Source organism: uncultured Campylobacter sp., from assembly GCF_937996225.1.
Lineage (GTDB): Bacteria > Campylobacterota > Campylobacteria > Campylobacterales > Campylobacteraceae > Campylobacter_B.
In genome coordinates this window covers 1-23,334 of sequence record NZ_CALKTC010000082.1, presented here as the reverse complement: position 1 = coordinate 23,334, position 23,334 = coordinate 1, and the positions used below count along the sequence as shown (strand labels likewise).

The window sequence follows — 23,334 nt, the reverse complement described above, 5'->3', positions numbered from 1 at the left end:
ATACGAAAAAACCCCGCTGGGCCGTGACGCGCATGCACGACAAGCAAATACCGCGCACAGCTTGCGGCGAGCGGCAGAATTTCATCCGCCGCAGTCTGCGGCAAGCGAGTAAATTTTGCATTAGAGCAAAACCCAAGCGGAGCTTCGCTGAAATTTAGCCGGTTCGAAAAGGCACGGGCGGCTCGGCAGTAGCGTAGCGGCGGGCGACATGAATTTTATGGCGCAATTTTACTTCGCTGCACGCAGGATATACGCAAGGCGCGATCTAAAACTCATTTTCCAATCAAGCGGTTCGCGAACCCTCGCAATACATAACCTCAAGGCATGATTAAGACAGACAGAATTTTAAAATTTAATCACTGTATTCGCAGCCTATGAGATTTGCAACGTAAATTTAAAAGCAGCGATCCGCCTTATGAAATTCCGTTTCGAATTTTAGTCCGCGATATGCCCTTTTTGAGGCGTAAAAGACCGCCCAATCGCAAGATCGCGCTTCTTGCAAAGATGACGGCGACGCATTACTCCGCTCACTCACAACGCCCGTCAGTCTTCCGATGACGCTTTGATGAGAGGCGAGTTGCGTCTGCGTAAATTTGTATTATTAAGATCGCGGATTTGCTTATCGCTAAATTTAGCGCGGATGCGGTCTCCGTACGCCGCTAGGACAAAGCCTGGCTTGCGTTTAAATTTGCTCCGATCGCGCTGTATTTTGCGATAGAAATTTATGAAATTTCATTTGCGATCGGCGCCAAAAAATTTTATAACACTCCATTTTAAAATTTGCGGCACGGGCACGTACTGATCAGGTCGTCAAGCCAAAATCAAATATCAAAATTCCAAGCGACGAATGCGGAAAACCCTCGCGCCTAGCGTATCTGCGGCGCTGGTACGGGCACGCTAAATTTATCGCTTTTAGGACGCAAAAGACGCGCAGGCGCGGGCAAAATTTATTGATTTTAGCGTTTAAAGCATCGAATTCGCGCGTCTAGGCTAAATTTTAAATTTAAAGCGCGCAACGCTTCGGGCGCATCCGCGCGACTGCAAGCGCTCATAAAATTCGCCCGAAGCAAGGTTGTAAAACCGCGGGCGGCCGCAAAATTTATCGCCGCGAAAATAAAATCCGCGAAAGCAAAAAGGCTCCACGAGCACTCGCTGCCGCACCCGCCCGAGCAAATTAAAATCGCATGATCCGCCTAGCCGGCATACGCGGAGTGCGCCGCTGCGGGCATTTACACTTAAATCCGGTGCGATCGCATTGCGATTTAAAACCACGCCTGCTTAAATTCGCGCCGTTTCGGTTCGCTCGCAATCACATCTCGCCGCAGTAGCGCTTTAAATTTGCGCCGCCGCGATTTGTGCGTATTCAATCGCTACGGCAAGGGTAAAATTTCAAAATCTAGGTCCATACGCGCCGATTTGCGCCGCCCAAAATCGCTCGGATCGAATTTATGCTACCGCAATCCGCGCAGATTAAAGCGCCGTCGCTTAAAAGCGCAAAATTTACCCCTCAAACGGCAGCGCGAAATTTTACTAAAATTTCATCTCTTAATTCGGCGTGCGATTTATAAAATTTCGCCCTCGCCGCGCCCCGAAATCTGCGGCTTAGGCAGCGCCAGGCTCTTTGCGGTTTTGCTAAAAAGTATCAGATCCTCGGTGCTTTGCACGCTCCACGGTAGCCGCGAGAGCGCGAATTTGAAAATTTCAAAGCAGGAAACGGCATCGCTAAATGCGCGGTGGTGGACGTTTTGTACCCCTAAAAGCTCTTTTAGCGAGCCGAGCCCGTATCTTTGCGCCTCGATCGTGCGGCGCGCGAGCTCGACGGTGCAGAGCCTGCGATTTAAAAGCATCCCGAAGCCGCATTTTTGCAGGCTTGCGTCGATGAAGCCGTAGTCGAATTTGACGTTATGCGCCACAAAAACGCTATCTCCTAAAAACAGTCTAAACCGCTCCAGCACGCTAGCTAGCGGCGGCGCGCCCACTAGATCGTCCGTGCGGATACCAGTAAGCTCCGTGATATTTTCGGGCACGGCGGGCGCGTAAACGAAGCTCTCGAAGCGGCCCAGCTCCTGCGTGCCGCGCGCTTTTATCGCGCCGATTTCGATGATCTGGCCGTTTGAGAGCCCGCCGTTCGTCTCGATGTCCACGAAGCAAAAAATTTCATCCGAAATATCCGTTTCGCGGGTTTTGAGCGTGATTTTGCCGTTGTCGAGCTTTATTATCTCTATGCCCAGCGCCCGCCACATCGAAAGGTCTTTGGGCTCGAAAAGCTCGGTAATTTCGGCAATATCGCTTGCTTTTGAGATAAAATCGTAATAATTTATGCTCTTTTGAGCCAGTAAATTTATTAAATTTTCGATCTGACGCGTCAAAATTTTACTCCCGTGCCGCGCCTAAATTTTAAGCGCACGGATCGCCTCCGCGTAGTCTTTTGAAGAAAATATGTAGTTGCCCGCTACCACGACGTCGGCGCCAGCTTCGTCGATATCTGCGATATTCAGCCCGTTTACTCCGCCGTCGACCTCGATGAGGCATTTTGCGCCTTTGCGATCTATCAACTCGCGCAGCTGCTTAATTTTCTCAAGCGCCGATGGGATAAATTTCTGCCCTCCAAAGCCTGGATTGACGCTCATTAAAAGCACCATATCGACCTCGCTCAAGATAAACTCCAGCGCGCTAAGCGGAGTGTGCGGATTTAGCACGACCGCGGGCGAGACGCCGCTGCGGCGGATATGATCTATGAGGCGCAGAGGGTGCTGCTCCTCCTCGATGTGGAAGCTAAGAAATTTTGGCTTTAGCGGCAAAAAAAGATCGACGAAAAACGGCACGTTTTTAACCATCAGATGGATGTCTAAAGGCTTGCTGCTCGCCTTTGCCGCGGCGCTTGCTACGAGCGGTCCGATCGTGAGATTGGGTACGAAATGCCCGTCCATCACATCTACGTGAATGAGATCGGCGCCCGCTTCGCAGACTGCGCGGATTTCCTCCGCAAGCTTTCCAAAATCCGCCGATAAAATGCTGGGTGCTACATACATTAAGATTCCTTATAAAATTTCAAGATGCGAAATTTTACTTAGTTTTGTCATAAATTTCGCTAAATTTAAACCGCAGCGGATTTTAAGCATAATTTGAAATTTTTTCGCTATAATCGCCATTTATTTTAATCATCAAGGATTTATTATGGCAAGAAGATGCGCAATCACCGGCAAAGGTGCGATGGTAGGAAACAATGTCAGCCACGCAAATAACAGAACCAAAAAGAAATTCCAGGTCAATCTACGCACCATCCGCGTTCAGCTAGAAGACGGCTCAACCAGACGAATCAAAGTCGCCGCCTCAACTCTACGAACTATGAAAAAACAATCAAAATAACCTCTTAAAGAGGAATTTATGTCTGTTTTGGACAAGATCAAGCGATTCCTCGACTGGTCCGGCTCGACTAAGCCGGACATCAACCTCTATACAGAAATTTACGACCAGCTACGCCCTTTTCGCTTACCGCTTATAACCATCGTGCTGATGATGCTAATCGGCACGCTAGGCTATGTTTTTATAGCGGGCTTTTCGCTCGTAGACGCCTTTTATCAAGCAGGCATGACCTTTACGACGGTAGGTTTTACCGAAGTAGCGCCGATATCGCCCGCTGGTAGAATTTTTACCGTCTTATTCATCCTCATGGGCTTTGGAACCTTTTCGTTTTGCCTGGGCGTCGTCGTCGAGGTCATAAAAAACGGCAAACTTCAAAATTTACTTAGGGAGCAACGAATGATCAACAACATCGCAAGGCTCAAAAACCACTACATTATCTGTTACAACAACATCTACTGCGCCGAGCTTGCCAAGCAGTTTCGCGAAAATCATCTACCTTTTGTCGTGATAGACCCCGATCCCGCTCTAGCCAAAATCGCCGAAGAAAACCGCTACCCCTACTTCATCGTAGGCGAGCCGCACGTGGAAACCACGATGCTAAAAGCCCACCTCTCATCGGCCAAATGCGTCATCACGCTGGCTTCAAATTTAGCCGATAATATTGCAATAATCTCGCTGGTGCGCCTCTACGAAAAGGAGCTTGGTCGCATCACCCCCTACTTCATCATGGCAAATAGCGATGATGACAGCGACACCGAGAGGCTAAAAAAACTCGGCGCAAATTCTATCGTCTCACCCTCTAAGCTCGCCGCACAAAGGCTCTCTGCAATCAGTGTGCGTCCTGATATGGAAAACATTTTGGAGCGGTTTTTGTATAAAAAAGACTCTCTCATCGATATCGAGGAGATCACGGTGCCCGATTTTTCGTGGATCCGCTTCAAGCGTCTAAAAGAAACTCGCTTGCGCGATTTTACAAACGCCGACGTCGTGGGAATCAAAGAGCCCAACAGCCGCTTTATCCCGATGCCGGATGGCGACTACCTCATCGGTACTGGGGTGAAATTTTTAGTCATTGGCACGGCAGAGGGCATCCGTAACACCAAAAAACTGATCCGCAGCAAATACAAGCCGCAGGAGATGAGATATGTTTAAAATCACTAAGCTCGATGGCGGCTTACAAAACGTCGGGGGCTTTTATTTTGACGGCGTAAATTCGGGCTTTAAAAAAGAGGGGAACGATCTAGGATTTATCCGCGCAGATGAGCCCTTTGCCGTAAGCGCGATCTTTACGAGCAATAAATTTCAAGCCGCGCCGATTAGGCATTTCAAAAGGGCGCAAGAGCGCGCGGGCGGAGAGCTTAAAACAAATTTTATCCTCGTAAATTCTAAAAACGCAAACTCTATGACCGGGAAGCAAGGCATCGCCGATATCGATGAAATTTTTAGCGAGCTTGGCAAAAAAATCCCTCTGATAAACCCCGTCATGAGCTCGACCGGCGTCATCGGATACCGCCTCAAAAAGGAAAAAATTATCACCGCCGCGCAAAATTTTGACCTCTCGGCACGAAACTCGAACGCCCTAGCCACCGCCATTATGACGACAGATACGATAAAAAAGGAGCTTGCATATGAAATTTCTTTAGAAAACGGCGAGAAATTTCACATCGCAGCCGTTTGCAAGGGCGCAGGCATGATCAATCCCGCGCTTGCGACCATGCTCTGCTTCGTCCTAACCGACGCAAAAATACCGCGCGCGGATATGGACGAACTACTAAAAAAAGCAGCGGAGCAGAGCTTCAACACAGTAAGCGTCGACGGCGACACCTCCACCAACGATACGATTATGCTCTGCAGCAGCGCCAAATGCGCCTACGAAAAGGAGGCCTTCGCGTCCGCGTTAAACGCCCTGACGCGCGAGCTTGCGCTAATGCTGGTAAAAGACGGCGAAGGCGCGACCAAGCTGGTGCGATTTAGAGTAAGCGGTGCCGCAAACGCCGAAGACGCCCGCACGGCGGCAAAGGCGCTAAGCAATTCGCCACTTGTTAAAACGGCGATCTTCGGCGAAGACCCGAATTGGGGTCGCATAGCCTCCACCATAGGCGCCTGCGGTATCGAATGCGACGAAGAAAAGCTGCGCATCAAATACGACGATGTGCTGCTTTATGATGCGCAAAATCGCGAGCTGGACGCCGCGCGTGAGGCTGCGGCTCACGCCGTGATGCAGCAAAAAAGCTTTACGATCTGGTGCGATTTAGGGCTCGGAGAGGGCGATTTTAGCGCGTACGGCTGCGATCTTAGCTACGACTACGTAAAAATCAACGCCGATTATAGATCATAAAGATTCACAGCTTACTCTTTAATAATAAAAATCTCGTCTCGAAAATAGCGAATAGCGGCAGGGTTTTAGAGCTCTGCTCTTAAAATTTTATCATTTAAATTTGCCTGTTTTAAATTTTTAAAGCTAAAATTCTACCTCTTAAAATCTGGAATCTCATGCGTGAAATTCAGTCTAAATTTGATAGCTGAAATTAGGTTTTAAGCGCTTTATTGATATACTTGAATAAATTTTTCAAAGGAGTAGGCATGTTTCATGAATACAGAGATTTAATCACTGAGTTAAAAGGCAAAAACGCGCGATTTGATTCGCTATTTGAGAAGCACGACGAGCTGGATCACAAGATCGCCGACGCGCAGGCCGGCAGAGTGCATATGAGCGATCTGGAGATCGATGCGATGAAGAAAGAAAAGCTTCGCATAAAAGATGAGCTAGGCAGCTTGCTAGCGCAATATAAAGCCGAAAAGGCAGATAAATAAAGTTGCTTGCGGCGAAATTAAGATGCAGCAGAATGCTAGCAAGGCTAATTTCGCCGCTAAGCTTTAATCCGTGTTTAGAATTTTCTAATCTCAATAAGTTTACCGCTTAAGTTTGCCTCGCACGATAAATAAAAACAGCGCGCCAAAACGAGTTAAAATTTATACCGCACGCTTCACCATATTGACACCGCTAAATAATTTTTACGCATCGGCTACATCACTGCATATACCAACAATGCCCGTATTAGCGCAATCAAATATAATTCGTTACGGCTCTCTATCGCCCCTTCTGTTTCCGAAAATATCTCTTGCTGAATTCGTTTTGCGCTACAGAGTAAATTAAATTTATACTGCATCGCCCTGCAGCCTGGCTTTTAAATTTTAATTTGCAGCGAGCATTTTCTAGTAAATTTCAAATCTTGCGTTTTGCTTGTTTCAGGCGCAATACCTACTTTTAAAATTCCGCATTTCGCAGAAATCTAAAGTGGCGCTAGAATTTTAAATTCCCGTTCGCGCTAACCGCGAAATTTCAAATTCGCAGACTCCGACCAAGCGCTAGTTTATGCTAGAGCCTGCTTTAATCTCTTCAAAGAATTTAGCCAAGCTTGCTTATTTTAACCCGCTTCGTTGAGCTTTAAAAATTTAGATTATTTCTTTGATCGTATCGGATAATGCCTACCGCCACGGAATTGCTCAAGCCGCCCTATTACCATATGTGCAATTAAAAGCGGCGCTAACGCGGAATTAAATAGTATAAGTTTGCGATCTACAAAAGGTATGAAATTTAATCATAGAATTTTAAGCGCTAAGGATTTGCGATAGAATTTCGCCGCGCAAATCAAATCCCAAAGCTAGCCTAGCCTACTCGAAAACCTTCGCTTCTAAGCCATGTAGCCTTTGCAAGCCGATATCGATATATTCGTTAAGCTTCTCATTGTTTTCCAGCAATTTGTCGTAATAGCTCTTGGCTCTTTCTCTCGCGGTCGCATCAGGCTCAATATACTTTAGACCACTTTTGAAAAGTCCTTTGGATTCCACAAAATAGATCGAGTGGATCTTCTCGCAGTGCGATAGCCCTGCTTCAGTGTAGTTTAAAATCGATTCGTACGCGATGTTGCCTAACAGCTCCTGCAGCCTATTCGCGGGATTTTTGAAAAACTCGGCAAACTCCTTATACGGCGTAAAAACCTGATCCAGGTTTTTCATCGCATCGCCGTAGATACCCTTTTTCAGGCGAAACATCGTCATTTCTTGAGAACTTACAAACTTCTCTATTGCTTTTATCGTATCGTTTTTATTCACTAAATTTTCCCTTTTAAAATATGAAACGCTCGGATTATATCGTTTGTTTTATAAAAATCCGTTAAAAATCGGTTAAATTTTGCCCTAGCATTTTAGCCAAGCTTTTTGAGCGCTTTTGATTAAATTTCCCGCCTCAACCGCCGCATTCGTCGCACAATCCTCGCACGAGTACGCTTTTGACATTTTTTTGTGGCAAAGTGGGCATCGAAATCTCCTCCATTTTATGGCAGCTTTCGCAGACAAAATACGCTTTGGCGCCATCGGTGAGCTCATAAAAGCTTTTATGATTATTTTCGCTGGTAATTATCAAATTTTTCTCTTCCAAAAGCGCTATATTGCGATATATCGTGGTTTTATTAGCACCTGTTAGTTCTACTAGTTCATCATAGCTTACCGGGCATTTTTTCTCGCTTAGGATCTGCACGATCTGCACTCTAAGCGCTGTAGGAGCGATATCGTGACTCGCTAAAAAATCTTTGGGATCCATTTTACGCCTTTTTTAAAATTTAAGCGATGATAGCGAAATTTAGATAAATTTATATTAAGTTGCAACTAAGTTGCTTTTGATATACTTCCGCAATTTTTTTGGAAAGGAATTTTATGAAAAAGCTTGTTTTCACGCTTTTAGCAGCTAGTTGCGTAGCATTCGCCAAACCTACGGTCACCACGACCATACTTCCTACGAAGTATTTTGTTGAACAGATCGCAGGCGATACCCTGCAGGTAAATACGATGGTCGGCAAAGGCGCTGATCCGCACACATACGAGCCTAAGCCTTCGGAGATGAAAATGCTAGAAAATAGCGATCTGTATTTTGCAGTCGGTATAGAATTTGATGAAGTCTGGCTACCAAAGCTTGCCGCATCGTATCCAAAGATGAAAATAATCCGCACCGAAGATGGCATTACCAAAATGGCTATGGCAGAGCATCACCATCACGACGAACATGATCATAGCGCACATCACGATGATCACGATCATGACGCGCATCATGAGCATGGCGACAAAGACCACGAGGCGCATGAGCACCATCATCATCACGGCGGTTTAGACCCACATATCTGGCTCGATCCGCAGCTTGTAAAAATTCAAGCTAAAAATATTAAAGACGCGTTAACCAAACAGTATCCTAAGGATGCTAAAATTTATGAAGCAAATTTCGATAAATTTGCTAAAAAGCTTGACGAGCTGGACGCTTACGCAAAGCAGAAATTAGCGGGCGTCAAGGGAAAGAAATTTATGGTTTATCATCCGTCTTGGGGCTATTTCGCGCACCGATACGATTTGGAGCAGATCGCGGTCGAAGTGGAGGGCAAAGAGCCTAAGCCTGCGGATTTAGCCGAGCTGATCGAGGAAGCCAAAGAGGAAAAGATCAAGGTGATTTTCGTCGCACCGCAGTTTTCCAAAAAGGCAGCGCAAACTATCGCCGCACAAACAGGCGCAAAGGTGATGGAGATCGATCAGCTGCCGTTAGATTGGTACGAGACGATGAAAAAGACGATCGACGTTTTCGGAGAAAATTTGTAGTTGATGAAATTTATTAAAATTTTACTTTTATCCGCGATCTTTAGCTCGCGGATATTTGCGTGCGCTCTGTGCGCCCTATACACGCCCACTGCGCACGTTAGCATCACTCCCGTCGCACAAGACGGCAAGATCGTGAACCTGCATTTTTCGTGGCTTTTCTCTCAAAATTTTACCGACGTCATAATGCAGACCTACGATATAAATTCCAATGGCAAGCTTGAAAATAGCGAGCTTGCCGAGATAACTAAGGCGATGACCGATTATCTAACCCCCAAAAACTATCTTTGCGAGGCGGAATTCTACGATCAAGCGCCAAAAAACGCAAAGCCTGCGCTTAGCAACCTCGTAGGCACGCAGATCAAAGGAAATTTTAAAAACGCAATAAGCCTCGTCAAAAAGGGCAGACTCGTGTTTGAGTTCGATCAAAAGGTCGGCTTCGAGCTGCGCAATAACCGCGTTCTTAAAATTTCCATTAACGACGATCAGGGATTTTTCAATTTCAAAATGCTTGACGACAAGCCCATTAATCTAGGCGAGGGCTTTGTAGCGAAGCCTAATTCAAATTTAGCCACCACTTTTATAGAATTTAGCGGCGAAAAACCAAAGATCGCAGATAAAAAGCCGCCAATTTCAGGCGCGCCGAACTCCGATTTAACGCAGAACAAACTTACATCTAGCGAGCAGAGCCTTGCGGGCTCAGAGGATAAACTTGCGCAAGGCGGGCAAGGAAAACCTAATGTCAGCTCGGCGCGCAGATCAAACCAAAGATCGGTTGGTGATATCGTTTCGGAGGCTGCAGTAGAGGCGCAAAAAAATATCGCCGCTTCGGATGCTCTCGCGCAGATTAATAAAGCCGCCAAAAAGGACGCGCAAGCAAAAGGTGGTCCCGCAAATTCAGGCCACTTAGGCAGCGAAAGCTTAGAAGCCGCCGCAAAAAACGGCGAAAAAACCGCGGCTTCTTTAGGCGATGATTCAAATTTAGCGCAAAACGGAGGCGACAGGAGCGCTGCGATAAATTCTAACAAATTTGCAAATTCTGCGGCGCCTGCAGATGAATACGCGGACAGAAATTTAGCGGCGGCTAAAGATAATTCTTTAAATTCCGCGCATTCTACGCAAAATTTTGCGACGCCGCCTGAGGAGAGCTCTTTAAATTTGGCGCAAAATGGAGCGAGCAAAAACGGCGCCGCGTCCGGTAGCGGCGACATTTCAAACGAGCCGCACGAAGAGGTTGCTCTGGGATTTATCGCGCAAAAGACGGTGGATTTTATGAAAAACCTCAAAACGGCGTTTCGCGCAAGCAGCGAGCATGCAAGCGCAAGTACCATTCTATGGGTCTTAGCGCTTTCTTTCATATACGGCTTTTTCCACGCGGCGGGTCCGGGACACGCGAAGCTGCTAACGGCGAGCTATTTCTTAGCCCATGGCGGCAGCTACGTCAAGGCCTTCGGATTTGCCCTTAAAATCGGGCTTCTACACGTCCTAGGAGCGCTCGTTTTGGTAAGCGCGAGCATGTTTGTGTTGCAAAACGTCGCAGGCCTCGTCTCTGCAAACTCCGCCTCGATCACTACGAAAATTTCGGCGCTTCTGATCATCGTCATAACGGCGCTCATCATCTACGACAAAGCTCGCCGCGTAAGATCGGGCGCCCGCCACGATGCGGGCTGCTCCTGCGCCGCTTGCGCTTCCGCCGCAAACACTGCAGGGACGGACGCGCACTTAAAAAATACGGCGTTTACAAACGCTGGGGATTCCGCTCACGCAGCATCAAAGAGCTATAAATTTTCTAAATTTAAAACCCCTAGCGGCGAATCCGCGCAGTATTTGGATGCCAAAAATTTAGGCGCCGCAACGGCAGAGCTAAATTCGGATTCAAATTTAACCGCAAATTTACAAGAAAACTCGTCTAGCCAAAACGAGCAAAAAAAGGCTTTAAATTCTACAAATTTCAAAAACCAAACCTCATCTCGCTCGCTACAAAATGGCGCGACTAGCGGCGGCGAGAAAGGGCGAGAGTGGCTTATCGCGCTTGCTGCGGCGCTCGTGCCCTGCCCCGGCACGATCCTTATTTTTGTGCTTGCCTTCAGCCTCGGAAGCTTCGCGCTTAGCGTCGCGAGTGCGCTTTTCATCGGTTTTGGAATGAGCGTCGTGATATTTTTAGCCGCGCTTTTCGGCGCGAAAGCAAACGAACTAAGCTCAAAACGGCTCGTAAGCTTGAAGCTTTACGTCGAATTTTTGGGGCTTTTCGTGATGTTCGGGCTCGGGATTTTTATGTATTTCATCTCAGACAGCCTCAGGATACTGTGATCGCAAAATTTAAACGCAAATTTCAAAAGCGGCTCGCGTGAAATATAAGCTTACGCAATGCGTTAAATTTTAAAATCCGGCGCGGATCTGATTTCAAAGAGTAAGATTTTAAAATTTTACGCCTCACGGACTGCGTAAATTAAATTTCGATCTCTACTATTTAATTATGCAGTGGAATTCGCTCTTTATGAATTCCGCTAAATTCGCTACAATACTGGCGAAATTTTCTCAAGGATAGATATGTCGCCTTCTTTGCAAGATGCTATTTCGCAAACTTTAATCGAGCAAAAAGCGTGCGCTAAAATTTTTAATAGATACCGCTACCTCAGTATAGCCGCCTTTTTTGCGGTCCTGTTCGTATTAGTGTTTCTAAACGGCGTTAAAGCAGACACTCCTCTAATAGAAATTGCCGAATTTTTGGGCGTCTTGATCCTTTTTCAGATCTTTTGGATATTTCTTCTTCATTGTGCCGGTCAAGAAACTGAAGCAGAAATTCGCTACTACAAATTTTACAAAGAGATATTCGTCCGCGCCGTAATAAACGATATAGATGCCGGTTTAAAATATGATCCATATACCGGTATGCAAGAAGAGGAATTTCAAAAATTTAGAATTTATAGGAAATCTAGGATCAAAAGCGAGGATCGGATTACGGGTGCGCACTGCGGGATTAAATTTAGCCTCAGCGAGGTACATAGCAATAGCAGGTTTTACATGAAAACGGATAATCCGCTCATAGCGGCGATTATGTTGATCAAGATATTCTACGATAACTATATGGACTTTGACGGCAACGTACTGATCTGCGAGCTCGCGAAAAAAACCTCGGGCAAAACGATAGTGGTAAGCAGGGAGCTAAACGCCAAGATCTTCGGCGAAAAAGAGATGATGGATGATGTGGATTTTATGCGCGATTTTCGCGTGTTTGCGGATGACAAAGTAGAAGCGCGTTATCTGCTAACGCCCGCGTTTATGGAGCGTCTGCGCGAAATAAATCGCGAAACGAGCGGCGAGTTCAGCTTGAGCGCGGTATTTATGGATGAGCGCTTATATCTATTTTTAAACGGTGCGCCCGATCTTTTTGAAACTACGCTTTTTGATAGGCCCGCTAGCATAGAGCTCGCGCGCGAATACCAAACGCAGATCCGCAAAATTTTAAGCTTAATCGAAACACTTAAACTCACAAATTAGCAGGGCGCATTACGGCTGAAATTTTGCATCGACTAAATTTAGGCCGGGCGGAATTTTCACCGAAGCGTAATTTGGGCAAAACGTAAAATTTAATCAGCGGCGCAATCTCTCGGCGGCTGCATAAATTTAAACTGGCGATACGATTAGAGAGATGAAGCGCCTGCCGCGCATAAATTTGAATCAAAAGCGCCTTGCCGTGTCTAATAAATAAAATTTGACCGCGTTTTGTATCGTGGCACAGTGCTTTGAGCGCCAAACCTAGGTAGCGGCAAAATTTAATCGGCGGCGCCCGCGATGATTAAATTTAAAAGCAGCTCTGCAAGGAAGAAATTTAAATTTAAAAGCAAGCTCAGGGCGAGAGTTAAATTTAGAGCACGCGCGGCGTTTACAAAAGCCGCGCGCCAAAAGGTGTCTGCCTGGACACAGCCACAACGTACCGCAAGCGCTTGCCTGCACGTACTCAAGTTCCGCTAAAATCCTAGCCTCGCACTCCTGCATCGCCTAATCAAACGCCGTCGTAGGTTGGATTGTAAATTTAAATTATTAAAGAATTTGGATGAGGCGAAATTTAAAATTCCGCCTCTTAAGCAGAGAAGGTATTAAAGCGCCGCGTAGCGCACCATTAGGCAGGTTTGAAGCGCCGCCAGCTTATCAAGCGTGCCTTTTTGCACTTCGGAATCGACCAAAATGACCGCCAAAGCGTCCCCCTCCTCGCCTCTGCCTAAGCGGAAGTCCGCAATATTGATGTTTTCGTCGGCTAGGATCGTGCTTACGGATTTGATAACGCCCGGCACGTCGGTGTTTTTGAATATTATCATCTTGCCCTTCGGCTTAAAATCAGTCTTAAATCCGCCGATATTTACGATACGCTCCTCGCTTCCGTCAAAGACCGTGCCCGCGACGTTTGAGATCGCCTCGTCGGTCATGATTTTTACCGCGATCTCGCTTTTATAGACGCTGTTTGCAAGCTCGCCGAAGCTCGTCTCGATCCCCTTTTCATCCGCAAGAAATTTAGCATTGACGTAATTTAGCGAATCGCCCAAAGAATCGTGCAGCGCGCCTACGATCGCAAAAACGAGCATCGATTTTAGATATTGCACCACCTCGCCGCTGCCCTCGATTGCGATCGATTTGATCGGGCCCTTGTTGATCTGCGCCGCAAGATAGGCCATTTTCGAGACCAAATTTATATACGGCTCGATACCGCGCGGCAGATCCTCAAGCTTAAGCGGCAAATTTAAAGCGTTTGGATAGTTTAAGCCGCGCGCGGCGCTGATCGCCTGCTCTGCGGCTTCCCTGGCGATATTGCTTTGCGATTCGAGCGTATTTGCGCCAAGATGTGGAGTCGCACTTAAATTTTCGATATCCAAAAGCTCGTGATCGGTAGCAGGCTCTTTGTCGAAAACGTCTATGCCGAGATATGCGATCTTGCCGCTGCGTAGATTGTTTGCAAGTGCTTTTTCGTTGTAAAGTCCGCCTCTGGCGCAGTTTATTAGGCGCACACCATCCTTCATCTTCGCTATTTGCGGCTCGTCGATCATATTTATCGTCTCTTGATTTTTCGGCGTATGGATCGTGATGAAGTCGCAAGATAAAATTTCATCGAAATTCTTCGTATATTTTACTCCGAGCTTCGTGGCCTTTTCAGGCTCGATATACGGATCGTAGGCGATGACGTTCATCCCAAACGCAAGCGCGCGCATCCCCACGCGCGAGCCGATGTTTCCAAAGCCGATGATGCCGAGGCTCTTTTTATAAAGTTCGGTGCCGTACCACTTCTCGCGCTTCCAAATTCTATTAATTTTCAGATCGTTGCAGGAATTTACATATTTGCGCGCCGCATTTAGCAGATGGCACATGGTCATTTCGACCGCGGCGATGGTGTTTGCCGTAGGTACGTTCATCAAAATAATGCCGCGCTTGGAGCAGCCGTCGATATCGCAGTTATCTACGCCCACGCCAGCACGCACGATCGCTTTTAGCTTGGTGCCTGCGCCAAGGAATTTCTCATCCACCGCCGTAGAGCTTCTGGTGATCGCGACGTCCGCATCGCCTAAAATTCCGTAAAGCTCGCTCTTGGGCACGTTCGTAGCGTCGATTACTTTAATGTCCGATTCTTGCTTAAGCAGATCAAAACCGATTTTGTGGATTGCGTCGCAGACTATGATAGTTTTCATTAAATTTAACCTTTTGAAGTAGGTCCGCAAGGCGGAGATGCCTTGCGGAAAGAGTTTTATTTATTTAGTTGATCTTTGATCAGATCCCCTAGGCTTTGCTTCTCGTCGTCGTTGCTATTGATCTCGTTTAGCGCCTCGCGCTCTTTTTGATGAGTCAGCCTGCGCACGCTTAGGCGGATTCTATTTTTCTTCTCGTCGATGAAGGCGATCGCAGCCTCGATCTCGTCGCCCACTTTTAGGCTATCTACGCTTACGTTGCCAAGATCTTCCTTGCGGATAAGCGCGTCGATACCGCCTCCAAGCTCGACAAAAATTCCGAACTCTTTAATATCGCGGATCTTGCCTTTTACGACATCGCCTTGATTGTGGCTCTTGGCATAATCGCTAATAGGGCTATCGCCGAGCTCTTTGTGGTTTAGAGAAATTTTTTGAGTGTCTTTGTCGATCTTGATGATTTTAACTTCGATCTCGTCGCCTACTTTGAATAAATTTTTACACTTCTCGCCGCGATCCCACGAAGCGTCTTCATTATGCAAAAGTCCCTCTACGCCGTCGATCCTCACAAACGCGCCGAAATTCGTAATCGTAGTGACGCTGCCTTTTAGCACATCGCCCACTTTGTATTTAGCGACGAACTCGTCAAAAGGCTTGGTGAGTAAATTTTTAAGGCTCACGCGCAATCTACGCTCGCTAGGGTTGATCTCTACGACCTCAACGTCAAGCTCTTCACCCTCGCTGATGAAATCTTTCGGATTTTTGATATTTTTATCCCACGAAATTTCGCTGATATGCAAAAAGCCCTCGATGTCGTTGCCAAGATCGACAAACGCGCCGTAAGGCTCGATATTACTTACTTTTACGCGGATAGTATCGCCCACTTCCAGGCTATCTTTGATCTCGTTCCAAGGATCGGGCATCGCCTCTTTAATCGAAAGGGAGAGGTGCTTTTTATCGTTGTCGTATTTGATAACTTTAACCGGAACCTTATCGCCCTCTTTGTAAAGCGAGCTTGGATTTACCGGGCCTTTATATGAAATCTCGCTATAGTGTACGAGCCCGTCCACGCCGCCTACGTCTACGAACATACCGTAGGTAGTGATCTTTTTGACGACGCCCTCGATAATGCCTTCGGTAGCGACCACCTTTTCGATCGCCTCTTTGCTTGCTTTGCGATCCTCATCAAGTAGCTTCTTGCGCGATACGACGACGCTTTGCTCGTCTCTATCTACTTTGATGATCTTTACCTTGAAATTTTTACCGACAGCGCCATTTGGGTTTTTAAGCGCACTTTGCGAGCGAGGCATAAAAAATTCCACATCATCTGCGTTAGCGCAAACGAAACCGCCCTTATTAAATGATAGAATTTTAACGTCATAGACATTCTCTGCGTTTTCATCATAGGAGTCGATGAACGCCTTTACTTTTTCCTTCTTTAGAGCCTTTTTATACGATACGACCGGGCGACCGCCTCTGCTTCCGATAATAGCGACTTTGATGTCATCTCCTACATTAACCTGCGGGTTTCCTTGATCGTCGCTCACCTCGGCGGCATCTAAAATGCCCTCCGACTTCCTGCCTACGTCTATGAAAACCTCGCCGTCCTTAAGGGCGATAACCTTACCTGTGACGACCTCGTCGCGAGACTTCCCGGCGTCATACTCCTCTAACAATGTCGCAAAATCTTCCTCTGCGTGGTTTTGAACCTTCTCGTTCACCTCAGCCATATGCTTCCTTTAAATTTATTTGTGCTTTTTTGAAAAGAACTAAAATGCGCGATTCTAGCCAAAATTTGCTTTCGATTTGATAAATTTCTAAGAGTAAATTTGATAAGAGGGCTTATAAATTCTGCGTTAGACTTTCGATTCTCGCTACTACTTTTTTGATGATCCAATCAGGCGTGCTAGCTCCTGCAGAGATGCCGCAGAGGCTTTTGTTTTCAAACCACGAGCGTTCAAGCTCGCTTTCGTTTTCTATGAGATAGCTGTCTTTGCAAAAATTCTGCGAAATTAAAAAAAGCTGTTTGGTGTTGGAGGAATTTTTCCCGCCTACGATTATCATCACGTCGGCCTTTTGCGACAGGCTTTTTACGGCCTCTTGATTTTCCAGCGTCGCATTGCAAATCGTATTAAAAATTCTCAGCTCCCTAGCGCGCTGCATCAAAAAATCCGCGATTTTGGTAAAGCTTTCTATCTTTTTCGTAGTCTGCGAAACGAGCGCGACGCGAGTCCCAAGCTTGATCTGTAGCAACTCCGCGGGCTCTAGCACTACGTAAACTCTTCCTTTGGCGTAGGATTTCACCCCCTTTACCTCGGGATGATTTTTATCGCCGAAGATCACGATATCATAGCCCTCCGCGCTCATCTTTTCTACGATCTGCTGCGGCTTAGTCACGAAGGGGCAGGTAGCGTCGATGAGCTGCTTGTTTTGCGCTTTTAGGTTTTGCAGATCGTCCTTTTGGATGCCGTGCGTGCGGATGATGAGCTTTTGCTCGTCCTTGATCTCGCTAACGCCCCCCAGGGTTTTGACGCCGAAATTTTGCCTTAGCCTATTGATCTCTTCGGCGTTATGTATGAGTTCGCCGATCGTAGCGGCCTCGCCGGCGCTTTCTGCGATCTTGATCGCGCGCTTGACGCCGAAGCAAAAGCCGTAGCTTTTGGCCATCTCAATCTTCAACGCCGGCTCCGATCTGTCTTAAAATCGCGGCAAAATTTGGAAACGACGTCGCGATACAATCGCTATCTTCGATGATCATCCCCGATCTTAAGCCCAAAATCGCAAAGCTCATCGCGATGCGGTGATCTCCGCACGGCGTGATGATCGCCGCGTTTGCCTCGCCGCCTTCGATCTGCCAGCCGTCCTGCAGCTCGCGCGCCTTAATACCGCAGGCGCGAAGCCCTTCGCAGGTTACTTTTATGCGGTCGCACTCCTTCACGCGCAGCTCGGCGGCATTTCTAAGCACGCTACTTCCCTGCGCGCAGGCAAAAGCGATCGCAAGCGCAGGCGCCTCATCTATCAGCCACGAGATATTTTCGCTCACTTCCACGGCGTGAAGCGGCGCGTAAGCGACCTCTATATCGCCGATCTGCTCGTAAATTTCGCTCGTTTTATTAAATTTAACCTCGGCGCCCATGCGTTTTAAAATTTCATACGCCTCTATGCGAGTTTTGTTTAGCAGCATATTTTTTAGCACGATGCGCGAGTCTGGGATTATCGCTGCGGCTACGGCGAAGAAAAACGCCGAGCTGGGATCGTTTGGGATAAAAATTTCAAGCGGTTTAAGCGGCAAGCTAAGCGGCGCGACTTCGATCGCAAGGCCGTTTCGCGAAATTTGCGCACCCATCGCTTTCATCATCCGCTCGCTGTGATCGCGGCTAAGCTCGGGCTCGCTAAATTTACATCCGCTGCCGCGCAAGGCCGCTAAAATCAGGGCGGTCTTTACCTGCGCAGACGCAATCTTACTCGCGTATTCAAAATACCCAAGCTTTTGCCCCAGCACCGCAATCGGCGCCTTTTCGCCGCCTGCTCGTCCGTAAATTTTAGCGCCTACTTTGCAAAGCGGATCCGCAACGCGCCTCATCGGGCGCTCGCTTAGATAGCGATCGCCGCATAGCACGAAAAAGCCCTCTCGTCCCGCCAAAAAGCCCATAAATAGCCGCATCGCCGTACCCGAGTTGCCGCAATCAAGCGGAACGTTAGGCTCTTTAATAACCTCCGGCGGAGTGATCAGAATTTCGCCCCCTACGCGCTGCACGCTAGCGCCCAAAAGCTCCACAATCTTTAGCGTATTTAGCGTATCCTCAGCGGCTAGATAGTTTGAAATTTTACTCGTCCCCTCCGCTAGCAGCGAAAAGATCGCCGCACGATGCGAGATCGATTTATCCGCGGCTATGTTTGAGATATCCGCTCGCAAAGGGCTCGCTTGCGCAAAAATTCTCATCGCAGTCTAAGCCCTAGCTCGCTGCTAAGCGCGGCCAAAATTTTATCGGTAAAACCCGCTACTTCCTCGTCGCAGAGCGTTTTTTGAAGGTCTTGAAATATAAGCCTGATCGTTAGGCTCTTTGAATCGCCCAGGCTTTCGTCACCGTAAAGATCGCTCGGGATGAATTCCTTTAGCGCCTCGATTTTAAGGGCGTCTATGCACTGCTTGATCTGCTCGAAGCGCATTCCGCTCGGCACCAAAATACTTAGATCGCGCGATACGCTAGGGAATTTCGAATAAACGTCCGCTACGATATTTTTAAATTTAAGCTTGGAAAAATCGATCTCGCACAGATAGCTTTTATCCAGATCGCGCCCCGCTTCTACGGCGTAATCCACGCGCCCGATAAAGCCCACTATCTGCCCGCCCTGCTCGATCTGAGCTTGCTCGAATTCGCTTAAAAATTTCAAATTTTCGCCAGGCAACCTGACGTTAAATTTACCGATGACGCTTTGGATTAAATTTGCAAAATACAAAAAATCGACCGCGGCGGGTTTTGCGCCGGCCGCAATAGAGGGCTCGGCTTTTAGTCCGCTAGCGATAAAGCCCAGTCTTAGACTCTGTTTGCCGTCCGCATCAAACACCTCTCCTAGCTCAAAAAGCTTGACGCTTCTGCGAGAATTCTTTAAATTTCGCTCAGCAGATTCCAGCAGATGATTAATCAGCGTCGGTCTTAGCGCGTCCAGCTCGCCGTTTATCGGATTTAAAATTTTAACCTTGCACGGCGCAAAGCCTAAGCTTTCCAGCGCTTTCCCGTCGTCAAACACATAATGCACGCACTCGAAAAATCCCACTGCGGCCGCCTTGCTGCGAAGCTTCCACCCGTTTTGTAAATTTACGTAGGTATCGTTTAGGCGGTTTTTCTCGTAGAAGCTTAGCGGCGCTGCGGCGATATTGTCGATGCCTACGATGCGCACGATCTCCTCACACACGTCGTGAGAATTTACGATATCGTGACGGAAAGGCGGCACCTTGGCGGTGATTAGATCGGCTTCGACGCCCACATCAAAGCCCAGCCTTTTTAAAATTTTTACGATCTTGTCGCGTGGAATTTGCGCGCCGATCATTGAGTTTATCTCTTTTTCGCTAAAACCCACGATAAGCGGCTCCAAAGCATTTGAAATCTTTTGTGTGCCCGCATATAGGCTAACGGCGCTGTTTTTTGCTAGCAATCTAAATAGCAGATCGAGCCCCGCCCTAAGCTTTGGCTCGCTGCCTCTACTTGAGCGATACACATGCTCGTCGCCTTTTAGGCCTTTGTTTTCGTTTACTGCTTTGGCGATAATTAGTGGCGCGGTGTAGTTTGCCTCTAATAGCACCACTTTGCTACTGCAACACGCCTTTAGCTCCGCGTCTTGGCAAATCCCTGCTACGCTAAGCAATCTCTTGCCCGCATAAACGCCGAACTCGCCGTTTGGCATAGGCTTTATGTCAAGCGCCACCTTGCCGTCTGCGGAAGCGATCTTTTCAAAATCATAAGCACGCAGCAACACTCCGGTAGAATGAGTAGCGTAGTTGATGAAATTTTGCACCGCGCAGCTTTGCAAAATACCAACGCTTGCAAGACGCAAGGTCTGCTTTAAATTTAACTTCAGCTCGCCTTTGATCTCATAAGCTCGAAAAGCAAATTTAGCGCTTACCTCATCGCTTGCACGCACGCTTAAAATTCTACCGATACCAGGCGCTCCGTCGGCATCTTCAAACTCGTGCTTTTCCTTTAGCGGCAGATCAAGCGCTGCGCCTAGATCGCGCGCTATGCCTAAGATGCTAAGGCAATCGCCGCGATTAGCGGTAAGCTCGATCTCGATAAGATCATCATTAAAAATTTCATACTCGCGCAGCTCCTTGCCCAGCACGAGCTCGCCGATGCTGCTATCAAGCACCATAATGCCGTCATTCGTCTTAGCAAGCCCGAGCTCGGTTGCCGAACAGATCATGCCAAAGCTCTCCACTCCGCGAAGTTTGGCGGGCTTTATCTCAAGTCCGCTAGGCAGCACGGCGCCGACGAGGCTAACCGCGACATATTGCCCTGCCTCGACGTTTTTCGCGCCGCAGACGATCTGCAGGCTCTGCTTACCGACATCAACCTCGCAGACATTTAGATGATCGGAATTCTCGTGACGACGCTTACTTTTTACGAGTCCTACTACGACGCCTTTAGGAAGTGAAATTTTATCGTGAGCGTCAACCTCAAGACCGATAGAATTTAGCGTAGAAAGCAGCCTTTCGCTTGAAATTTCGCTTATGTCGATCCACTCCTGCAACCAATTTCTCGTTATTATCATTTAAACTGCTCCAATAATCTAATATCGCCTTCAAATAGCGAGCGCAGATCGGGGATACCATGTAGCAGCATCGCAAATCTCTCCACGCCGAGCCCGAATGCGTATCCGCTGACGTTTTTCCAGCCTACCGCTTTAAAGACGTTAGGATCGACCACGCCGCTGCCTAACACCTCGAGCCAGCCCGTCTGCTTACAGACGCGGCATCCCTCGCCGTGGCAGAAAATACAGCTGATATCGACCTCGGTGCTAGGCTCCGTAAACGGAAAGAAGCTCGGACGGAAGCGCACCTGTACGCTACCGAACATATAGCGCAAAAATTCCTCCAAAACGTATTTTAAATTCGCAAAGCTCACGCGGTCTCCCTGCTCGACTACGAGACCCTCCACTTGATGAAACATCGGCGTGTGGGTTAGATCCATATCGCGGCGAAATACCGCGCCCGGGGCGATCATACGCACAGGCGGAGCTTTAAATTTCTCCATCGTGCGAATCTGAACGCCGCTAGTGTGCGTGCGCAGCAGCCGCCCGTCGCCAAGATAAAACGTATCTTGCATATCGCGTGCCGGGTGGTATTTGGGTAAATTTAGCGCCTCGAAATTATGGAAGTCGTCCTCGATGAGCGGGCCGCTTTCGACGCTGAAATTTTGCGCGATGAAGTAGTCAATGATCTTATCCATCGTCTCCATCACGGGGTGCAGCGCGCCGCAGCTTACGTTTTCGTTAAAAAGCGTGACGTCGCTCGCTTCATTTTTCATCGCCTCTTTTTGCTCCGCCTCTTCCAAGCTCGCCCTTTTTGCGGCGATGAGCTCGCTGAAATAATCGCGCTTTTCATTCGCGCTTACGGCAAGCTCTTTTTTCTGCTCGGGCGCTGCGGATTTGAGCTCGGAAAAAAGCGCCGTTATGATGCCTTTTTTGCCGAAAAGCTCCAAGCGCACGGCTTCCAGCTCGCTTAGGCTCGATGCGGCGTCGATTTTTGCTTTAATCTCTTGCAAATTCTATCCTTGTGGTTAAATTAATGGCGCGATTGTAGTTAAAATTTGATAAAAGCTAGGTAAATTTGCGTGTTTGGATTTTTTGGCTATAATCGCGGCTAAATTTCAACCTCATAAAAGGATCTAAAATGAACATCTTCGAAAAGATCGTAAACGGCGAAATCCCGTGCAACAAAGTGCTTGAAAACGACGAATTTTTGGCATTCCACGACATCAACCCAAAAGCGCCGATCCATATCCTGGCGATCCCTAAAAAATGCTACGAAAACTTTCAAGTAACACCGCCTGAAGTGATGAGCAAAATGAGCGCTTTTATCCAAGAAGTAACTCGCAAAATGGGGCTTGATAAGAGCGGATACCGTCTCGTTTGCAACTGTGGCGAAAATGGGGGTCAGGAGGTGATGCATCTGCACTTTCATATCCTCGGCGGAATGAAGCTACCGTGGGACCGTGTCAGCGACCGCAATACCGAAGAGAATTTTTAAGACTAGAGCTTAATTCTATAAAAACTAAAATTCCGTGAAATTATAAAATTTTACGGAATTTGCGAAATTCTTTGAAATTTTTAAAATTCCGCTTCATTTATAAACACCGAAGTTTTAAAAATAATCAAAATAGTAAAACTACAAGCTAAAATTTATCATCAGACGGCTAAAGAGCAATATAAATTTATCACAAACGAACTCTTAGCAAATGCCACTCTTTAGCTACAAAGCCTTAGCTCTTAGAATTTTTACGGCTATGAAATTTGAAATCGGCAAGAAATTTTAACGACGCGGCAAAATTTTAAATGAAACCGAGCTTTACAAAAAGAGTTATGTTTTTACATGGCAAATGAGTTAAATTTCGATGATATGAAATTTAAAACCTACATGAATTTTGCTTTGAATGAGCGATTTAGCTTCAGTTTTCAAGCAGAATTTAAAATTTTAGCGCAAAATTACAATCTTAGAATTTTAAAATTTTTTGAACTAAGTTCTGAAAAGAATTTAATCAACCTGGATTTACAAAACTGGAGAAGTTGGAAAGAAGCAAAAGCAACTTGATGAGGAATTTCTACTAATGAGCTAGATAATCATATGCAAGCGAAAAAAGTTTCTTGACTATATTTTATTTGAGAAGTTGTTGATGTTACAGGTAAAACATGAGGATTTAATTTACAATGGGCTTGGAGTAGCGCTTTTGTCGCAAGTAAAAATATAAATGAAAAATTTATTAAATAATTTATAACAAGGAGTGATAATTATGCAACCAACAAAAGAATGGTTAGAAAAATGGGAAAAGGTTAAAAATAAATTACAACCAAATTCTAATATTGAAGATTATTTTACTTTAAAAGAAATTGCTGGAAAAGAATTAGATGTTATGGATATTGGACCTTGTTCTATTCCTAC

At 46.9% G+C, this 23,334-nt stretch carries 19 protein-coding genes; 9 read left to right on the top strand and 10 right to left on the bottom strand.

What is annotated here, in order from left to right; genetic code table 11:
• Positions 1-1,562: 1,562 nt before the first annotated feature.
• Positions 1,563-2,369 (bottom strand): 3'-5' exonuclease, encoded by an 807-nt coding sequence (locus tag Q0174_RS09595; RefSeq protein WP_298043588.1) that lies wholly within the window; start codon positions 2,367-2,369, stop codon positions 1,563-1,565.
• Between the two features lie 21 nt (positions 2,370-2,390).
• The gene (gene rpe, locus Q0174_RS09590) at positions 2,391-3,032 is read right to left on the bottom strand and encodes a ribulose-phosphate 3-epimerase (RefSeq protein ID WP_298043586.1); all 642 of its coding nucleotides are present in this window, start codon (positions 3,030-3,032) and stop codon (positions 2,391-2,393) included.
• A 145-nt stretch (positions 3,033-3,177) separates the two neighbouring features.
• Here rpe and rpmB point away from each other — a divergent pair, with 145 nt between their 5' ends.
• The 4 genes from rpmB to Q0174_RS09570 all read left to right on the top strand — a co-directional run bounded on the left by rpmB (position 3,178) and on the right by Q0174_RS09570 (position 6,180).
• Entirely contained in the window at positions 3,178-3,369 is a 192-nt protein-coding gene (gene rpmB, locus Q0174_RS09585; RefSeq protein WP_040304421.1) for a 50S ribosomal protein L28, read from the top strand.
• Between the two features lie 18 nt (positions 3,370-3,387).
• A complete protein-coding gene (locus Q0174_RS09580) occupies positions 3,388-4,518 on the top strand; it encodes a potassium channel protein (RefSeq protein WP_298043585.1) in 1,131 nt (376 codons plus the stop codon).
• A complete protein-coding gene (gene argJ, locus Q0174_RS09575; protein WP_298043583.1) occupies positions 4,511-5,704 on the top strand; it encodes a bifunctional glutamate N-acetyltransferase/amino-acid acetyltransferase ArgJ in 1,194 nt (397 codons plus the stop codon). Before Q0174_RS09580 ends, argJ begins: the two co-directional genes overlap by 8 nt.
• Positions 5,705-5,949: 245 nt before the next feature.
• The gene (locus Q0174_RS09570) at positions 5,950-6,180 is read left to right on the top strand and encodes a YdcH family protein (protein WP_005873127.1); all 231 of its coding nucleotides are present in this window, start codon (positions 5,950-5,952) and stop codon (positions 6,178-6,180) included.
• Positions 6,181-7,041: 861 nt separating this feature from the next.
• On the opposite strand, the gene Q0174_RS09565 is transcribed toward Q0174_RS09570, so the two are convergent.
• Both Q0174_RS09565 and Q0174_RS09560 read right to left on the bottom strand, forming a co-directional pair.
• Positions 7,042-7,482, bottom strand: coding sequence for a hypothetical protein (locus Q0174_RS09565; RefSeq protein WP_291939615.1), 441 nt, complete (start codon positions 7,480-7,482; stop codon positions 7,042-7,044).
• 133 nt (positions 7,483-7,615) lie between these two features.
• Positions 7,616-7,969 (bottom strand): HTH domain-containing protein, encoded by a 354-nt coding sequence (locus Q0174_RS09560; protein WP_298043581.1) that lies wholly within the window; start codon positions 7,967-7,969, stop codon positions 7,616-7,618.
• A gap of 113 nt (positions 7,970-8,082) precedes the next feature.
• Here Q0174_RS09560 and Q0174_RS09555 point away from each other — a divergent pair, with 113 nt between their 5' ends.
• The 3 genes from Q0174_RS09555 (at position 8,083) to Q0174_RS09545 (ending at position 12,507) form a co-directional block, all read left to right on the top strand.
• Positions 8,083-9,009 carry a zinc ABC transporter substrate-binding protein gene (locus tag Q0174_RS09555; RefSeq protein WP_297963392.1) on the top strand — a complete coding sequence of 309 codons (927 nt, stop codon included), beginning with the start codon at positions 8,083-8,085 and terminating at the stop codon, positions 9,007-9,009.
• A gap of 3 nt (positions 9,010-9,012) precedes the next feature.
• Positions 9,013-11,316: a DUF1007 family protein gene (locus Q0174_RS09550; RefSeq protein ID WP_298043579.1), complete on the top strand. Its 2,304-nt coding sequence runs from the start codon at positions 9,013-9,015 to the stop codon at positions 11,314-11,316.
• Between the two features lie 240 nt (positions 11,317-11,556).
• A complete protein-coding gene (locus tag Q0174_RS09545) occupies positions 11,557-12,507 on the top strand; it encodes a DUF3137 domain-containing protein (RefSeq protein WP_298043578.1) in 951 nt (316 codons plus the stop codon).
• Positions 12,508-13,106: 599 nt separating this feature from the next.
• On the opposite strand, the gene serA is transcribed toward Q0174_RS09545, so the two are convergent.
• The 6 genes from serA to pheS all read right to left on the bottom strand — a co-directional run bounded on the left by serA (position 13,107) and on the right by pheS (position 21,940).
• Positions 13,107-14,684, bottom strand: a complete 1,578-nt coding sequence (gene serA, locus Q0174_RS09540; protein WP_298043577.1) for a phosphoglycerate dehydrogenase — start codon at positions 14,682-14,684, stop codon at positions 13,107-13,109.
• A 56-nt stretch (positions 14,685-14,740) separates the two neighbouring features.
• Positions 14,741-16,408: a 30S ribosomal protein S1 gene (locus Q0174_RS09535; protein WP_298043575.1), complete on the bottom strand. Its 1,668-nt coding sequence runs from the start codon at positions 16,406-16,408 to the stop codon at positions 14,741-14,743.
• 112 nt (positions 16,409-16,520) lie between these two features.
• On the bottom strand, positions 16,521-17,357 hold the full coding sequence (locus Q0174_RS09530; RefSeq protein WP_298043573.1) for a 4-hydroxy-3-methylbut-2-enyl diphosphate reductase: 837 nt from the start codon (positions 17,355-17,357) through the stop codon (positions 16,521-16,523).
• Positions 17,347-18,621: a 3-phosphoshikimate 1-carboxyvinyltransferase gene (aroA, locus tag Q0174_RS09525; protein WP_298043572.1), complete on the bottom strand. Its 1,275-nt coding sequence runs from the start codon at positions 18,619-18,621 to the stop codon at positions 17,347-17,349. Before aroA ends, Q0174_RS09530 begins: the two co-directional genes overlap by 11 nt.
• A complete protein-coding gene (gene pheT, locus Q0174_RS09520; protein ID WP_298043571.1) occupies positions 18,618-20,948 on the bottom strand; it encodes a phenylalanine--tRNA ligase subunit beta in 2,331 nt (776 codons plus the stop codon). Before pheT ends, aroA begins: the two co-directional genes overlap by 4 nt.
• Complete coding sequence (pheS, locus tag Q0174_RS09515; protein WP_298043570.1) at positions 20,945-21,940, bottom strand: phenylalanine--tRNA ligase subunit alpha; 996 nt, start codon at positions 21,938-21,940, stop codon at positions 20,945-20,947. Before pheS ends, pheT begins: the two co-directional genes overlap by 4 nt.
• A gap of 128 nt (positions 21,941-22,068) precedes the next feature.
• On the opposite strand from pheS, the gene Q0174_RS09510 reads away from it, so the two are divergent.
• Positions 22,069-22,425, top strand: a complete 357-nt coding sequence (locus Q0174_RS09510; RefSeq protein WP_298043569.1) for a histidine triad nucleotide-binding protein — start codon at positions 22,069-22,071, stop codon at positions 22,423-22,425.
• A gap of 342 nt (positions 22,426-22,767) precedes the next feature.
• Entirely contained in the window at positions 22,768-22,986 is a 219-nt protein-coding gene (locus Q0174_RS09505) for a hypothetical protein (protein WP_298043568.1), read from the top strand.
• Positions 22,987-23,334 lie beyond the last annotated feature (348 nt).

Bases quoted from the DNA above. Each gene is read 5' to 3' on its own strand.
- rpe (WP_298043586.1), bottom strand. From the start codon at position 3,032: ATGTATGTAGCACCCAGCATTTTATCGGCGGATTTTGGAAAGCTTGCG.
- rpmB (WP_040304421.1), top strand. From the start codon at position 3,178: ATGGCAAGAAGATGCGCAATCACCGGCAAAGGTGCGATGGTAGGAAAC.
- Q0174_RS09580 (WP_298043585.1), top strand. From the start codon at position 3,388: ATGTCTGTTTTGGACAAGATCAAGCGATTCCTCGACTGGTCCGGCTCG.
- argJ (WP_298043583.1), top strand. From the start codon at position 4,511: ATGTTTAAAATCACTAAGCTCGATGGCGGCTTACAAAACGTCGGGGGC.
- Q0174_RS09570 (WP_005873127.1), top strand. From the start codon at position 5,950: ATGTTTCATGAATACAGAGATTTAATCACTGAGTTAAAAGGCAAAAAC.
- Q0174_RS09560 (WP_298043581.1), bottom strand. From the start codon at position 7,969: ATGGATCCCAAAGATTTTTTAGCGAGTCACGATATCGCTCCTACAGCG.
- Q0174_RS09555 (WP_297963392.1), top strand. From the start codon at position 8,083: ATGAAAAAGCTTGTTTTCACGCTTTTAGCAGCTAGTTGCGTAGCATTC.
- Q0174_RS09550 (WP_298043579.1), top strand. From the start codon at position 9,013: ATGAAATTTATTAAAATTTTACTTTTATCCGCGATCTTTAGCTCGCGG.
- Q0174_RS09545 (WP_298043578.1), top strand. From the start codon at position 11,557: ATGTCGCCTTCTTTGCAAGATGCTATTTCGCAAACTTTAATCGAGCAA.
- serA (WP_298043577.1), bottom strand. From the start codon at position 14,684: ATGAAAACTATCATAGTCTGCGACGCAATCCACAAAATCGGTTTTGAT.
- Q0174_RS09535 (WP_298043575.1), bottom strand. From the start codon at position 16,408: ATGGCTGAGGTGAACGAGAAGGTTCAAAACCACGCAGAGGAAGATTTT.
- aroA (WP_298043572.1), bottom strand. From the start codon at position 18,621: ATGAGAATTTTTGCGCAAGCGAGCCCTTTGCGAGCGGATATCTCAAAC.
- pheT (WP_298043571.1), bottom strand. From the start codon at position 20,948: ATGATAATAACGAGAAATTGGTTGCAGGAGTGGATCGACATAAGCGAA.
- Q0174_RS09510 (WP_298043569.1), top strand. From the start codon at position 22,069: ATGAACATCTTCGAAAAGATCGTAAACGGCGAAATCCCGTGCAACAAA.
- Q0174_RS09505 (WP_298043568.1), top strand. From the start codon at position 22,768: ATGGCAAATGAGTTAAATTTCGATGATATGAAATTTAAAACCTACATG.